This window comes from Pseudomonas sp. CFBP 13719, assembly GCF_014842095.1.
GTDB lineage: Bacteria > Pseudomonadota > Gammaproteobacteria > Pseudomonadales > Pseudomonadaceae > Aquipseudomonas.
In genome coordinates this window covers 880658-895224 of sequence record NZ_JACYVB010000002.1, presented here as the reverse complement: position 1 = coordinate 895224, position 14567 = coordinate 880658, and the positions used below count along the sequence as shown (strand labels likewise).

Sequence of the window (14567 nt, the reverse complement as noted above, 5' to 3'; positions counted from 1 at the left end):
GTCGAAGCAAACGACCCAACAACAAAAACAATAAAGAGGTTTACACCATGTTTGCACTGATTATCGCCATCATCGCTATCGCCCTGACCGTCTACCTGGCTGTCTCGACTCTGTTCTACGGTGGTGACGGCCTGTCCAACGGTTCGGCTCGTGCCATCGCGTCGACCTTCATCAACCAGGGCCAACAGATCTCCGGCGCCCACGTTCTGTACAAGAACGACAACGCTGGTCTTTCGCTGAGCAAAACTGCTGAAACAGCAACCGGCGCTACCGCAGTCAGCACCGAGCTGACCAAGCTGGTCACCGAACAGTACCTGTCGAGCGTACCGACTCCTCCAGCAGGCGTTCAGTACCGCATCGACGAAGCCTTCGCCGCTGACGGCGCGACCGTTCCGAAAGTGATCGTGGCCGCTGCCGCTGCTGGCGAATCGATCGCCAACGAAGTCTGCGACATCATCGCCGACCAGTCTGCGAACAGCACCGGCACCTTCGGCTGCGTGAAAGGCGCGACCGCTGAAGCCAACAAGGTTTGGTACCGCATCTAATCCCCTTCGGGGTTAGCAAAAGGCCCGCTTCGGCGGGTTTTTTGTGCGTGTCTGATTTGACGTATCCAAGATGTTGAGAATGCTCTTCTTTCAAGTATTCCAAAAACCCGTTTGGCGTCAATATTTACATAAATCGACAAGCTGCTAATATTCAAATTGTCGAAGCAAACGACCTAACAACAAAAACAACAAAGAGGTTGACCCCCCATGTTCGCACTGATTATCGCCATTATCGCCATCGCCCTGACCGTCTACCTGGCTGTCTCGACTCTGTTCTACGGTGGTGACGGCCTGTCCAACGGTTCGGCACGTGCCATCGCGTCGACCTTCATCAACCAGGGTCAGCAGATCTCCGGCGCCCACGTTCTGTACAAGAACGACAACGCTGGCCTCTCCTTGGGCGAAACTGCTGATGGTGCCACAGCCCCTACCGCAATCAGCACTGAACTGACCAAGCTGGTCACCGAGCAGTACCTGTCGAGCGTTCCAACGCCGCCAGCCGGCCTCCAGTACCGCATCGCTAAGGCCTTCAACGCCGACGGCACCACCGTTCCGAAAGTGATCGTTGCCGAAGCCGCCGCTGGCGAGTCGATTGCCAACGAAGTCTGCGACATCATCGCTGACCAATCCGCCAACAGCACCGGCACCTTCGGTTGCGTAAAAGGCGCAAGCGCTGAAGCCAACAAGGTTTGGTACCGCATCTAACCCCTGGGGTTGGAAAAGAAAAACCCGCCTTTGGCGGGTTTTTTTGTGCCCGCTACTTTTCCCATCACAATTATTTCCCTCCGGGCCATTTCAATTAAAGGCGAAACCGATCAGATCCGCAGCCCCTGGCAGGTAAAAGCACGTGATGATCTCCAAAGCCATGATGTAACGGTGTGAGATGCATACCCGCCACCAGTAGTTCCTGTGGAACAATCCACGGTTTTGCTATATATTGACAAATGACAGGCTCGACTGCACAAGGCGGCTCTGAGCAAGGCACAAAACCCGGAGAACACCATGTCACCCGCAACCTTGATCAAATTCAGCAAACACCCCGCTATCGTCTGGTTCGATCGGATAGCGCCCATCATCGCGCTGGTGATCGCGGCCTACTACGGTCTGAACAAAGAATGGCTGCAGGCCTCTATCTGGGGTGCCACCGCAGTACTGGCCGTGGTTCTGTCCGTGTGCAGCATTACCAAGCTTATGGAAAAAATGCTGATCAAACTGATCGCAAGGCGGTAAGTAGCCATGGTTCATTTGATCGTGGTGATCATGGGCATTGCTCTGATGGGCTATATGCTCGTCAGCGGCATATCCTACATCAATCCCTCCTCGTTCGAGAGCAAGGAGAAGTTCGAACGCTGGTCTGTTCTGAACTTGAACCTCGCCATAGCTTGGAGCCGCTACCACGATCTAAACGGCAAACTGCCGGCAGACGTTACTGATCTGAGGAGCATGTTGTCTGTCACTGCCCCAATTCCTGATGAGTTGCAGCTGACCCAGCTGACAACAGAATTCAATGGATGGTGCTTTGAAGGCAGTGTTGGCAGAGGAGGCTTTGACTCACTCAAGGGCCTGGCTACACGCTATCCAGACCAGTATGGGCTTTCTTCACTGTGTGGCACCACAGGGGGCATTGACCCAGGGTGGAAGACTGCCACATCAGATGCTCAGTACCCATTCCCGGTAGTCATGACTTACCGCCTGTCGAAGTAGGAGAGCAACATGCTGGTAATGTTTATTCTTGGATTGATCCTGATGGGCCTTCTGGCCATGTCAGCGAGCAGTCTTTCTGGTATGTATGCCGCCATGAACGATTTGAGTTCGGCTAGCCGTGAGCGTCAGATTGACATGATCTGGGAAGCTGGGGTATCTGCCATGATGGTTCAGGCTGGGCCTAATGGTGAATATGTCGCTCCATTGGGGGTCTCTATTCTGGATGCCTCCGGAAAAGTCATTGGTCACACCCTGCCCAGCTCCATCCCAGGCCCTAAACTTAACTCCAAAGGCTATGCGCCGCGCTATTGCGCTCTTGGTCGAGCAGGCCTTTCTGGGGGCCCCACTCAAGCTGTTTCACTTTCCTCCGGTAAGAGTTATCCGGTCGAAACTGCCCAAATTGCTGGTTTTGACTATGTCATCCGCTCAGGGGACATTGATGGAATGCAGAGGGGCAGCAGCAGCACTTTGGCGTTCATCATTTCTCCCTTTGAAAAAGCAGACGAGCTTTCGTGTGCTGATATTACTTTCGATGGTCAGACCGGTACCTATGCCACACCAGGCGTGAACACGAAGGTCATTCCACTGTTTGGGGCAAACGGCGGAACACTAAGCGCAGCAGAAGGCATCAATAGGTCAAGCAGCCAATTCATTGATGCAAGCAAATCGGCATCTATCAATGAAGCCCTGGCCCCCTACATGAACAATCCGCCCAGACGACTGATCCTGAATCTTCCAGAAAGAGCTGGCGGCTACCAATTGACTGCAGACCTTGCATTCGGTCGACAGACATCTTCGGATTCAGAGCTTGTTATCGCTGGCGCGGGCGCGGCTCAGGTGGAAATCAAGGGTGCAAGCACCGTCACTGTCACCAATGCTCGACTGGTCTTAAACAATGTAGACCTGGAGGCAAGCCTTCAACTTGCCGATTCAGCCGTAAGCCTGGTCACAGCATCAACTGGAGGCATCACTGCCAAGCACTCAGAGATTGTGCTTGATGGCGCAAATGCCATCCGAGGGAAGATTTCGTTGGATAACTCCAAGGTTGATCAGGATGCAGGACTGAGCGTGACTTACACCAGCGCCTCGACAGGGGCGATTGACCTTATCCAGTCCACCTGGAGGCTCAGATCTGGAAGCCTTGGGATCACTGGATCCTCTCAGTACGGAATCTGGGTAGACCAGGGAAGTGGGCTAAGCCTCCAAGGTTCCACGATCATTCTTCAAGGAGCATTTGAGCAGGGCATAAGGGTAGGCTTCGATTCGACTTTGTCATCAATTGATACCACGCTGCGATTGGACGGTTCCTCGACCAGTTTTATGGACATCAAGGGGCGAGTTGTCGCTACGGGTGGTACCGCATACTCCTCGGGAAACCTCGGGAATGGTGCAGTATTGCGTGACGGTGCTTCGATCTTGTTGGATAATGGTCAACAGTGGTTTTCGACGGGCAGCAAACCCCAAATAGGGGTGTATGACTCTGGAGCTTTGTCAGTATCGGGCACATCCGCCACCGTTGGTGGCAGTGCCTGTTGGCAGGGATATCTCTTTTCAGAGTCAACTGCTGGGCAGGTTACCAACAATAATAATGAAAACTTGCAGGGGCGCGTCAATGCGTCCTGGAGCTGCAGTCAATGATCTCAACCAAGAACGTTCAGCATGAACTCACGCCCAAGGAAAGGCAGCTTGAGCAGGTGCTGATTGCCCGCTCGCTGGTTAACCCTCAAGCCATCAACGCTGCCAAGATGGAATCGGGCATCACCAACGAGTCAATCGGCACCATCTTGGTCAACAATGGCTTCTTGCGCCAGGCAGACCTTGTCCAGGCATTGCTGTCAATTACCCCTGATGCACTGATGGACGAAGAACTGATAGTCCCCCAGGTGCCACTGGCGTTGTTGATCAAGCACAAGATCATGCTTGCCGCAGAAACCGTGGAAGCCGTTTATCTCGCCTGCCTTTGCCCTACAGCTCAAGCTAGAAACCTGTTGGAGAGGTACTTCCCAAAGCAAAAGCTGGTTTTTATCCCTGCGAACGTTGAGCGCATCCATAGCTACGTGGAGAAACTCAGGATCATCAGCGATTCTGATTCGTCAGTTCTTGAGCTCTTGCTGCGCGAAGCCATCCTACACAAAGCCTCAGACATTCACATTGATCCTCGCCGCAACTCTTACAGCGTGTTTATGCGCTTTTTGGGGGTTCGCACACTGGTGCATGAAAGCGATCTTGACGAATATCTGGTGCTTGCAGCGAAGATAAAAGACCGCTCAAAAATGGACTTGGCGGAGCGTCGAGTGCCTCAGGATGGCGGCTTTTCAATTGAGTACAACGGGCGCCTGATTGACCTGCGTGTGGCTGCAGTACCCACCAATTTCGGCGAAAGCATCGTCATTCGTATTCTTGATCCGGAACGCGCACAGTTCAACCTCGATACTCTTGGTATCTCAGGTGTTGAAGAGTGGAAGAAGGGCATCAGCCGCTCTGATGGGCTATGTCTTATTTGCGGCCCTACTGGCTCAGGGAAAACGACCACCCTTAACGCCACGACGCGCTACCTGGATCGTTTCTCGCAGGCAATCTATACCATTGAAGATCCGGTTGAATACACAACACCTTTCGTTAAACAGGTGAACATCAATGAAAGCGTTGGTCTGAATTTCCCCCGCGCTTTGCGCAGCTTCATGCGTGCCGACCCGGATGTCATCATCGTGGGCGAGGTGCGCGATGCGGATACGGCGAGAATTGCTATCAAGGCGGCTGAGACTGGGCACCTTGTGTTTGCAACACTGCACACAGGCTCTATTCAGGCCTCTATTCAGCGACTCAAGGATCTGGGCGTCGATCCTCATGAACTCAAATACGTGCTGCGTTCAGTCATGGTTCAGCGCTTGATGCGAACCCTTTGCCCTGCATGCGGCGGCGTCGAAGGGGAATCAGAAGAGTGCCCAGTGTGCACGGGTCGTCGCTACAACAATCGCACCATTGTGTCTGAGTGTGCCTATTTCGCAGGCATGACTGATGTGAATCGGCTTCTTTCTACCCAGGACATTACCTGGCAAACCATGATCGAGGACGCCTACATGCGCTACATGGAAGGCATGACAGACAAGGCAGAATTCATTCGGGTGTTTGGTGCCGAGGCCACAGAGATCATTGCTGAGAAAGGAGATCGCTCATGAAAACCTGGTCGATTCTTTACGAGGATCCCGTCAAGCGCAAAGTGACATCCATTGAAGTCATATGCGAAACACAGCGGGAGGCCGAGCTCAAAGTTCGGCGCAAAGGGCGCATCCTCAGCGTTAAACGAAAACGAACCTTTTCGGTGATTAAGCAGGCGCTTACTCAGGATGAGCGCCAGATGTTCCTTCAGCGCCTGGGTACCATGCTGGAATGTCGCATGGGTGCCTCTGCCGCCTTGACGCTGATCGAGCGTACGTTCAAGGGCAGCATCAAGGCAGTCTCTGGAAAAATGCTGAGGCTCGTAGAGCAGGGTGATGACATCCCTACAGCCATGGAAAACATTGGCCAATCAGATTTTCCACGTCAGATGACCGCGCTGGTCAAGGCTGGGTCAAAAGCCGGTAACACGGGCAAGGCTCTTCTTCATGCCGCAGAATTTGAAATGGAAATTGATGCGGTCAAGCGCAACAACGTCTGGGCCATGTGGTTTTCAGTCATTGGCTTTTTGTTTGCAGCGCTGACCATTTTTGCGACCAAATACTATTTTGCCCCGAAAATCCTCGGTTCGGAGCTAATCAAGATGGCGGGCGATGCTGTCGACACGAAAGGGGCTTTGATGCTTTTGGACTTCTCTGTCGTTTTGATGGGCGTCTTTGGTGGCGCATTCATCGTGTTGCTGTTGCTAGGCACCTTTGGACGGCTAGTGATGCCCTCCCAGTCAGATAAGATAGTGGTGAGAATTCCTTTCTACAAAGACCTGGTCTTGTCACGCAATAACTACATCACCCTCTATGGCTTGAGCTTGCTGGTAGGAAGCGGAGTACCCATGGAGCAGAGCCTTACACTTTCTGCTGAGGGTACGCCCAAGGGGCTAATGAAAGATGACTTGAACAATGCCGTGAAAGCGGTGAAGCAAGGCAAAAACTGGGCAGAAGCCATGCGCTACTTGCACCCTACCGACCGGGCTGCTCTTGCCTCTGTACAGGATAGAGATCAGGCGGGAAGGTCTCTTAAGGCCCTATCAGACCAATATCGAACGATTTATGGGCAACGGGTCAAGGCCACAACACCGATCCTCATGCTCTTTTCAGCCTCATTCCTAACTCTTGCCGGCTTGATTCTCTACAAGCTTGGCGTTGAACCCATTTTGCAGGTCGCCGCGAAAGGCGCCATCTGATCGTTGAAGGAGAATCACCATGTTGAAACAAGCACTACTCGCGGCTGCGATCAGTCTTGCCGCTGCGTCTGGCACGGCAAGCGCTGGCATCCTGGACGACCTGAGCCTTAAGGTTTCTAGCTTCACACCTACAGGAACCCTGAAGGCGCTGGCTCAGAATCCTGCCAATGAACAAGCGGCCCTCAAGCTGCAACAGATCATCACCGACTCACCAGAAGGTGCCCGGCGTGTCTTTGCTGCTTGGCAGGCGGACGAAGAACAGAGTCTTTATCCCCAGTGGACGGAGGTTGGTCTCAATATGCTTCGGTGGATTGAGCCAGGTCATACCTACGACTGGAAAAGTGGAGTGAAACTTCCCGGCAACCAAGTAGCCTACCAACAGGACAGTCTGGTCGATCTGGAGCGCACACAAGCCATCCACCAGTCTTTTGAAGCAGTTACTGAGCAAGGCAAAGGCTACTTGGTGCAAGACGGATCAAGGCCTCAGCGGGCCGTGCCGGCGACAACTGAGCGACTGCTGTCACAGGGTAGCGCACCCATTGCTCCGGATAACCAGCCAGTACTGGTTTGCAGGCTCGGGAATGGCTCACAAGCCCCCTATGTGGAAATAAGCGAAGGTCAGCGCGGACGCTTCGAGTCAATCACGGGCTTGGCGCTTCGCACCTGTTTATCGGGCGGGGTTGCTCAGTCTTATTGGAAGAATCGCTACGGCGACTTCGTAGATGGATATTACGACCGCACTCGCCGTCATCACCCAGGGGCGACTTTCTGATGACTTCTGAAAAAGGCCAGCAGCAAACACTGGCTGCTTTCTTCGCTCAGGCTCAGGACATGCTCGAAAAGCTGGCAATAACCCACGGCCTTGAAGCGCCAAAGGGAACAGCTACCATCGAATCGGGATGCCTTCATTGGCGCCTGAGTGTCTATGCTGAAGCCTCGCAGGATTATTGGAAGAGGCAGTGGGAGGAACATTCCCAGAATCTTGAATTGCCAGACTTCATAAAGCCAGGCGACAGCGTCATTGATCAAGATGGGGGTGAGTGGACATTGCTGGGCCTAGACCCAGCCGGGGGCGAGAAACCCGTCAGGCTTTCGGATTCTCGCGGCAAGGACAGCTTCATGAGTCTTGCTCTGGCGCAGCTACTCCAGAAGATCGCCTGATTACCTTGCGGCCCTCGGCTTGCCGAGGGTTCAAGGGACTAGGGTTTGACCTTCATGCTGCACGTAGACCTTCTTCAGGAGGTCACCATGCTTGGTGCGCCAGGCTAGATTAAAGCCTATTTCTTCGAGGGTTTTATCATCAATTGACTTCAGGCTTGCCAGTAGCTTCAATCTTACTTCGTTGAAAATGGCAAACTCCGGCATATCCTCTCGATTGGCTACAACCTTTCGCCACTTTTTAAGCTTCTGCAGCAACTCTGGATCAAGGTCATCCTGAGACTTTTCAGGTGCACGGCTATAGCTCGTGAGCGAGAGCTGAATTTTTCCCTTGATCCAGCTAGATCCGCGCTCAGTAATTTCATGCTCAGGAGTGATGAGAGCTTCTTTGATAAGCATTTCCCTCCAGCGCTCCATATCACCTACCGCATAGTTCATGAAGCGACCAGCGACCTCGACCTCACCCTCTTTGAGTGATGATGTTGGAATCATGCCTAAAAGAACCTTGAGCCAGTTTTTGCTGCAGCACTCAGCCAGCTTGTCCAGGCAGTTGGCGAGGTTGATCAGGGTGATGGGGCGGATATAGCGCTGACCCGCATCCGTCTGGGATTTGGAGAAGGTTTCGCTCAGGCAGGTGTCGCACGTACCGCATCGGGTGTGGGCCTCCTTGAGGCCGAAGTACTTGAGCACAGTCCATCGGCGGCAAAGTGTGGTTTCGCACCACGCCTGCATTGCATTGACCTTTTGCCAGTTGTTTCGACGAATCTCATCGACCCACACATAATCCTCGTCATGATCAAACTCATCCAGGGCATATACGTTGTCACGACGGGTCAATTCACCCTGTCCAACCATCATGCTGAGGATCGAATCGATCTGCGGTGGCGTAACCTCTTCTCGGCAAATGGAGGAAAGCCATCGAGTGTCCAGCGTATCTGGCCCGGACAGCAGACGCCCATGAACCAATGATTTGACCGCCCTGATCGCCTTGACCTGGGGAGACGCCATGCCAATGAAAAACTGGTGGATGCTGCGATCGCCCTGGTTGTAGAAGAGAATCGCCTTGGCAGGCTTGCCATCGCGGCCAGCTCGGCCCGCTTCCTGGTACCAAGCTTCCAAAGATCCTGGCATTTGAGCGTGAATCACCACCCGAATATCGGCTTTATCCACGCCCATGCCAAAAGCAGACGTTGAGACCAAAATCTGGGTTTTACCCTCAATGAAATCCTCCTGGATAGTGTTCTTCATCTCGGGACTTAGCTTCCCATGATATTTACCTGCCTTGATGCCTGATCCGAGCAAATGGGCGTGAATCCGCTCAACCTCCTTGACCGTAACGCAATATACGATAATGCAGTCATTGGAGTGTTCACGAATGGCCTTCTCGACCTCGGCAGCGCGGTCTCGGTCGGCGTTGACAACCGCGTACGTGAGGTTTTCCCGATCAAAATCCTGAAGGTGAAGGTCTGGGTTGCGCAGGCCAAGTATGTTGACGATGTCTGCCTGCACCTTGGCTGTGGCGGTGGCTGTAAATGCCACACGTTGAATTGGTTTTCCCAGCTGGGCTTCGAGATCATCAAAGGCTCGACCAAGCTTGGAGTATTGCGGACGGAAATCATGGCCCCATTGCGAGGCGCAGTGGGCCTCGTCGATCGCTATCATGTTCAGGGGAGACCTGGCCAATGCATCAAGAAAACCGGGGTCGAGGAAGCGCTCGGGGGCCACATAGAACAGCTTGTACTGTCCCGTGGCCAAGCCGTTGTAGCGCTCGCGAACCACACTTGGGTCAATGCTTGAGTTCACATAGGTGGCAGGGACGTTGATGCGGTGCAGGGCGTCCACCTGATCCTTCATCAACGAAATCAACGGACTGATGACCAGCGTCATTCCGGCCCTGTGCACAGTGGGTAGCTGGAAACACAGGCTTTTTCCTCCGGACGTTTTAAGAATGACCAGGGAGTCGCGCCCATTCACGACAGAGTCAATGATGGGTACCTGCGCCTCGCGCAACGAATCAAACCCCCACACTGAAGAAAGGGTGTCCTGGAGCGACCTCCCGGTGATCATCATCGATTATTCCTTATATTGACAGGTCTACCAATTCATTATATATCTATTGCGGTCTATCTAACAGCGCCATTGGAGCACAATAATGGATAACAGCAATTCCTCAGCGGTCACCTCGCTGAATGACAAGCGTGAACACACGCAAGCATTGATTGAGCTCGATGGCGTAAGCCGCCTTCTGGGTATTAACAGTCTTGCCTGGGATCTGAGCGTGCAGCAAGTGCTCAGGGTTGCAGGCCTGACCGCCAACGAGTACTTGCTCAAGGAAAGCATTGCGCCAAGTGCTGGAAGCCCCGCAGAAGTACTGGGTCATCGCACCCTGCGAGCCTTGGTCGAGGGTAGCAAAAAAGATAACGGCCTGGAGCAGGACTGGACTGAGTTTCAATCCAAGTTGACGGCCCTGATCTACCGCCAAAAGTACAACGTCACTGAAAACGACTACCAGGAAATCAACGACCTGTTTGACGATGCCACCCAGATTCTGGGCCGTGCGCCGGTCGACAGCGCCGAATTCCATGGCGCCAAACAGCGTGCCCTGGCGGAACGCGTTGAGGAACTGCTCGAAGACAAAAACCGTCTCCAGGCAGACTTCGAACGCAAAAATGGCGCGCTGCAACAGGATCTGACCCGTAAAACTGCCGAAGCCGACCAAGCTCGCGGTGAGGTTCAGCGCGTGTCTACCGACACGGCTCGTACGATCCAGGAAATGCGCCGTGAGACTGCTCGCCTGCAGGAAGAAACGGAAAGCCGCGCCGATGCGCGTGTGGAGGAAGCTCGCAAGGTTGCATCCCTGGAAACCCAGCGTAAGCTGAGCGAATTGCGTGACAGTCTTCAGACCTCCATCACCCAGGCAGAAGGCCAGCGTCAAGTCGCCGAAGGCGAATTGGCCGACTTGCGCACCCGCATCAACAACGGCGAATACGTCACCAAGGCTGCTGTCGAAGAGGTCAACGAGAAGCTGTCGCAGCTACGGATGTCCGAGCTGAGCATGCGCAATGACCTGCTTGCGGTCAACGAGCAACTGACCACAGAGCGCCTCACAAGCGCCAGTCTGCGCGAAGAAGTCATCAAGCTCAACGATGCGCGGGCACAGGATCGTAATCAGATCGAAACGCTGGAAAGCAGGCTCTCGAACATTATCGAGGATCGAACTCAGACCACTGAGTTTGCAATCATGCACGAGCGCCTGACCTTGAGCCGCGCAGACAATGGGCTGTTGAATTCTCAGCTGATTGCCGAGCAAGGGCGCAGCAAAAAGCTCGAAGGTGGCCTCAACGACATTCGCGGTGCCTACAAGCAGCTGCGCATCTCCGGTCGCCAGTATTGCGACTCGCTCAAATCCCAGATCGGCACGCTGCAAACCGAGAAGGATGCCATTGCTCGCGACCTGTCACAGGTGAAGATGATTCTTGCCGTGACCATGACGTGTGGCACGGGTACGGCTGTAGCCTTCTGCCTGAAGCACCTGGGGTTTTTCTAAGATAGATCAGGGGGCTGAAGTGCCAGCCCCTTTTGAGAGGAAAGCATGAATACTCGAATAATACACTTTGCCTGCTCGATGATTTTTCTTCTGTACCCCATGTTTGCCATCGGCTATTTGCTGGATGGAACCCAGGAATTCACCCAAAAGACGGTTTTCATTTTAATTGGTTTAGGATTAGCTGTAGCTGTAGGACTTTTTCTGAATCTTTGGATTCTGGTGACGACCCAGCTGGAGAAAGAGGCCCTGGATAGCCGAATATTGGCCCTCGCTCAAAAAGCCGATGAAACTCCCAGGTCTGCCCCCTTCAGCACCCCCGCCACACCAGGGTTGAGAACTCAGCGTGGCAGACCCTACCCGGATCCCAGCAAGTCGAATCCCACTTGGAAACCTAGGTAATCAGCGAATTGGCATCCATGAGTCGGATCGACTTTCCTTTCGACCATGACCAGGCGTCTTTGGTAAAGCCTGATGTGCCAACAATGATCACCTGATCGAACCTCTCGGCGTGCATCACGCCGAACATTTCCCTCACCACGGTAACGCCCACTCTGGAGCGCCAGTGCTTGCACTGCACCAGGATTCGCTTGCCAGATTTCTTCAAAATCAAATCTCGTCCTCCATCGGCGCCACCCTGGCCACACATCTCAACCCGGTATCCTTTAGCCCTGAAGTAGCCGGCACAAAGCTGCTCGAACTGCTGCCAAGTCATGCCTGAAACAGCACTGAGACCTTTCTTTTTCGCTTGCCGGTAAAGCCCCCGGCCTTTTCGCTTGCCGAACAGGAGCTCGATCCCAGGCTCAATGAAGAGAAGGGCGGGCGCAGCTAATAACAATCCAAGCATCCACGCATGTTCATTCATAATTGCGATCTCTCAAAATGGCACGTCGATGTCATCCAGAGAGATGCGCTGCGATGCGGTTGGACGTTGCTTGGGTTTGCGGCTAACCAAAGCCTTGAATTGTGGGCTGTTGACCACATCCATGTGTTTATCGGCAAAAAAGAAAGCCAGATGCGACCTGCGCAGATCCTCACGCAAGCCCGACAACGCCTTGGCAAGGGTTTCTTTGGAGCCGACGAAGTACACCTGCTTCTTTCCTCGGGTCATTGCGGTGAAGATGGTGCGCTTGGTCAGCATGTTCAGGTGATCATCAGGCAGAACGAAAATGACACATTCAAACTCTGAACCCTGGCTCTTGTGCACGGTTGAGGCCCACCCGTGGGTGATGTCCAGGTAGCTGTTGTAGGGCAGAGAAACCTCGCGATCCTCCAAAGCAAGAATGAACTCCTGCCGAGACTCGTTGAAATCAAGGATCGTCCCTGTTTCCCCATTCTGAATGTCCTTATCATATCGGTTGCGCAACTGCATCACACGGTCGCCGACATGATAGAAATTGTTCCCCAACTGACGACCCCATGCCTTCGCTTCGCCTGCCTTGGGGTTGAACACCTTCTTGAGGTTTTTGTTGAGCGCATTGACGCCGGCATCCCCTTTTCGCATGGAGGAGAGCACCTGAATGTTCTCAAGCCCAATGCCGTGCTCATGTGGGATGACCTTTTGGATCAGGTCATTCACTTTCTGAGCAATCTCGGCAGGCGTCGAAGCTTCGATCAAGCGAAGGTCGCCCTCACCGACGCCAAAGACCGGCATTTCTCCTCGCAGGATCGAATAGGCTCCGGAGACAATCAAGCTTTGCGCTGCCTGGCGCTGGACATCCAGAAGCTCCACCACCGGAAAGCGGCGAGAAGCGATGATGTCGCGCATAACTGCGCCAGAATCTACCGATTCAAGCTGATCTTTATCGCCCATGAGCACTAATCGACCCCTGTTTTTCATGTGCCTGACGACGTTGGTCAGCAGCGAGGCGTCGACCATGGAAAGCTCGTCGATGATCAACGTATCGTGCTCACCAAAACTGGTCATCATCGATGAGGTGTTTGGCGCCATTCCAAGCAGCCGGTGCAGTGTCGAGCACGAGACCTGCGTGACTTCAGTTAGCCTGCGAGCTGCCTTGCCTGTCGGCGCGGCCAAGAGGATACGACCTCCCGGATAAAGGTGCCTGAGGGCCTTGATGACAGCCTGAGAGGCTGTTGTCTTGCCGACCCCTGGCCCACCTGTGATGATCGACACCCGATGCATGAGAGCGCTGTAGACAGCCGTGTTCTGATCGTCGTTGAGTACGATCTTGTCTCCATTAGCCTTGGAGCCTCCGTCAAATCGCTGGAAAGGAACCGTGTCGGTGTGAACGCCCGAACGTGCCATCAGCTCTGAGGCCAGGCTTTCATCATTTCGAAGCATTTTTCCGAGCGATACGGAATCCTCGCCGTTCATGTGACGATAGTCGGCTCGACCCTGCCTGATCATTTCAAGCAAGGTGGTCTCGATGATAGGGGCCTTTATCTTGAGAGACGTGCTGCAGCTCAAGATTGCCTGCTGCAGGGTCACAGCAGTGGCTCCATCGCGAGAAACGACCGCATCCAGATAGTCACTGACGACGTTCTCAGTATCCTCTCTGACCTGATCAAGCACACCTGTGGCACGGAAATACTTGGCCTGAACATCGGACGGCAAAGTCAGGGTTTTTGTGGCCCTGAAGGGGTGACGATCCATGGTCGAGTCCCGATTTTCACGGAACACGTCGATCAGCAGATCCACGTATTTCATTTCGATATTGTGGCGCAGCAGCATTCTGATTTCATGCCACATGTCACGAAGATTGCCCCACTCGTTTTTCACCCGCAGAAACTGGCGATCGGTGAGATCGAGCTTTTCGCGCACGGCTTCAGGGTTGTGATCGAGCACCATGAAAGAGTTTTCACCAAACGCCTCGTACCATTTGGCCTTCTTATCTTTCAGAAAAGAGAAGCGCCAAGAGTCCATAACGCGGTGAACAATCTTCGAAACCCCGTAGTCTTTGGCCGGAATAATGGAGTCAAGCATCAGCCATCGGTGACTTGGCCCGAATTTATCCGTCACACGGAAGAGACAAATGTAGGTCTGATGAGGCACCATCTCTACATCGCAGTTGATATGCCCCATGACGACACCCCGAACCAGGTTGTCGCGAATAGGCACCGGAAATTCGCCATGGATAGGCGTAGGGAACATCATCGTCTGCTTGTCGTTCACTTTCGCCCCCGCCGTAAAGACGTGTTCGTAGTGATCCATGCCGTAACGACGCATGTTGGCAAGGTCAAGTGGCAGCAAGAGACTGTGATTTGGAGGCGTTTGCATAATTTCCTTCAATAGCACCTT

14 protein-coding genes are annotated in these 14567 nt (G+C 53.6%); 11 read left to right on the top strand and 3 right to left on the bottom strand.

Features of this window, described 5'->3' with window-relative positions; genetic code table 11:
- Positions 1 to 47 precede the first annotated feature (47 nt).
- The 9 genes from IFT57_RS09995 (at position 48) to IFT57_RS09955 (ending at position 7767) form a co-directional block, all read left to right on the top strand.
- Positions 48 to 545: a hypothetical protein gene (locus IFT57_RS09995; RefSeq protein WP_122531584.1), complete on the top strand. Its 498-nt coding sequence runs from the start codon at positions 48 to 50 to the stop codon at positions 543 to 545.
- 207 nt (positions 546 to 752) lie between these two features.
- Positions 753 to 1250, top strand: a complete 498-nt coding sequence (locus IFT57_RS09990) for a hypothetical protein (RefSeq protein ID WP_192151280.1) — start codon at positions 753 to 755, stop codon at positions 1248 to 1250.
- A gap of 297 nt (positions 1251 to 1547) precedes the next feature.
- The gene (locus tag IFT57_RS09985) at positions 1548 to 1775 is read left to right on the top strand and encodes a hypothetical protein (RefSeq protein WP_122531586.1); all 228 of its coding nucleotides are present in this window, start codon (positions 1548 to 1550) and stop codon (positions 1773 to 1775) included.
- 6 nt (positions 1776 to 1781) lie between these two features.
- Positions 1782 to 2249: a hypothetical protein gene (locus IFT57_RS09980; RefSeq protein WP_122531587.1), complete on the top strand. Its 468-nt coding sequence runs from the start codon at positions 1782 to 1784 to the stop codon at positions 2247 to 2249.
- Positions 2250 to 2258: 9 nt separating this feature from the next.
- Complete coding sequence (locus IFT57_RS09975; protein ID WP_122531588.1) at positions 2259 to 3887, top strand: hypothetical protein; 1629 nt, start codon at positions 2259 to 2261, stop codon at positions 3885 to 3887.
- On the top strand, positions 3884 to 5428 hold the full coding sequence (locus tag IFT57_RS09970) for a GspE/PulE family protein (protein WP_122531589.1): 1545 nt from the start codon (positions 3884 to 3886) through the stop codon (positions 5426 to 5428). The genes IFT57_RS09975 and IFT57_RS09970 overlap by 4 nt, the downstream gene beginning before the upstream one ends.
- Entirely contained in the window at positions 5425 to 6606 is a 1182-nt protein-coding gene (locus tag IFT57_RS09965) for a type II secretion system F family protein (RefSeq protein ID WP_122531590.1), read from the top strand. Before IFT57_RS09970 ends, IFT57_RS09965 begins: the two co-directional genes overlap by 4 nt.
- A 19-nt stretch (positions 6607 to 6625) precedes the next feature.
- Positions 6626 to 7378 (top strand): hypothetical protein, encoded by a 753-nt coding sequence (locus tag IFT57_RS09960; protein WP_122531591.1) that lies wholly within the window; start codon positions 6626 to 6628, stop codon positions 7376 to 7378.
- On the top strand, positions 7378 to 7767 hold the full coding sequence (locus tag IFT57_RS09955) for a hypothetical protein (protein WP_122531592.1): 390 nt from the start codon (positions 7378 to 7380) through the stop codon (positions 7765 to 7767). Before IFT57_RS09960 ends, IFT57_RS09955 begins: the two co-directional genes overlap by 1 nt.
- A gap of 30 nt (positions 7768 to 7797) precedes the next feature.
- Here IFT57_RS09955 and IFT57_RS09950 read toward each other — a convergent pair whose 3' ends face one another.
- Positions 7798 to 9834, bottom strand: coding sequence for a RecQ family ATP-dependent DNA helicase (locus tag IFT57_RS09950; protein ID WP_122531593.1), 2037 nt, complete (start codon positions 9832 to 9834; stop codon positions 7798 to 7800).
- Between the two features lie 82 nt (positions 9835 to 9916).
- Between IFT57_RS09950 and IFT57_RS09945 the strand changes: the two genes are divergently transcribed.
- Complete coding sequence (locus IFT57_RS09945) at positions 9917 to 11311, top strand: hypothetical protein (protein ID WP_122531594.1); 1395 nt, start codon at positions 9917 to 9919, stop codon at positions 11309 to 11311.
- A 45-nt stretch (positions 11312 to 11356) separates the two neighbouring features.
- Complete coding sequence (locus IFT57_RS09940) at positions 11357 to 11710, top strand: hypothetical protein (protein WP_163020520.1); 354 nt, start codon at positions 11357 to 11359, stop codon at positions 11708 to 11710.
- Here the strand turns inward: IFT57_RS09940 and IFT57_RS09935 are convergent.
- Positions 11703 to 12173, bottom strand: a complete 471-nt coding sequence (locus IFT57_RS09935; protein WP_122531596.1) for a restriction endonuclease — start codon at positions 12171 to 12173, stop codon at positions 11703 to 11705. The two genes, IFT57_RS09940 and IFT57_RS09935, sit on opposite strands and share 8 nt — an antisense overlap.
- A 12-nt stretch (positions 12174 to 12185) precedes the next feature.
- Positions 12186 to 14546: an ATP-dependent DNA helicase gene (locus tag IFT57_RS09930; protein WP_192151278.1), complete on the bottom strand. Its 2361-nt coding sequence runs from the start codon at positions 14544 to 14546 to the stop codon at positions 12186 to 12188.
- Positions 14547 to 14567 lie beyond the last annotated feature (21 nt).

Coding starts and splice junctions, on each gene's coding strand:
- IFT57_RS09985 (WP_122531586.1), top strand. CDS start 1,548: ATGTCACCCGCAACCTTGATCAAATTCAGCAAACACCCCGCTATCGTC.
- IFT57_RS09970 (WP_122531589.1), top strand. CDS start 3,884: ATGATCTCAACCAAGAACGTTCAGCATGAACTCACGCCCAAGGAAAGG.
- IFT57_RS09955 (WP_122531592.1), top strand. CDS start 7,378: ATGACTTCTGAAAAAGGCCAGCAGCAAACACTGGCTGCTTTCTTCGCT.
- IFT57_RS09945 (WP_122531594.1), top strand. CDS start 9,917: ATGGATAACAGCAATTCCTCAGCGGTCACCTCGCTGAATGACAAGCGT.
- IFT57_RS09965 (WP_122531590.1), top strand. CDS start 5,425: ATGAAAACCTGGTCGATTCTTTACGAGGATCCCGTCAAGCGCAAAGTG.
- IFT57_RS09935 (WP_122531596.1), bottom strand. CDS start 12,173: ATGAATGAACATGCGTGGATGCTTGGATTGTTATTAGCTGCGCCCGCC.
- IFT57_RS09995 (WP_122531584.1), top strand. CDS start 48: ATGTTTGCACTGATTATCGCCATCATCGCTATCGCCCTGACCGTCTAC.
- IFT57_RS09980 (WP_122531587.1), top strand. CDS start 1,782: ATGGTTCATTTGATCGTGGTGATCATGGGCATTGCTCTGATGGGCTAT.
- IFT57_RS09960 (WP_122531591.1), top strand. CDS start 6,626: ATGTTGAAACAAGCACTACTCGCGGCTGCGATCAGTCTTGCCGCTGCG.
- IFT57_RS09975 (WP_122531588.1), top strand. CDS start 2,259: ATGCTGGTAATGTTTATTCTTGGATTGATCCTGATGGGCCTTCTGGCC.
- IFT57_RS09940 (WP_163020520.1), top strand. CDS start 11,357: ATGAATACTCGAATAATACACTTTGCCTGCTCGATGATTTTTCTTCTG.
- IFT57_RS09930 (WP_192151278.1), bottom strand. CDS start 14,546: ATGCAAACGCCTCCAAATCACAGTCTCTTGCTGCCACTTGACCTTGCC.
- IFT57_RS09950 (WP_122531593.1), bottom strand. CDS start 9,834: ATGATGATCACCGGGAGGTCGCTCCAGGACACCCTTTCTTCAGTGTGG.
- IFT57_RS09990 (WP_192151280.1), top strand. CDS start 753: ATGTTCGCACTGATTATCGCCATTATCGCCATCGCCCTGACCGTCTAC.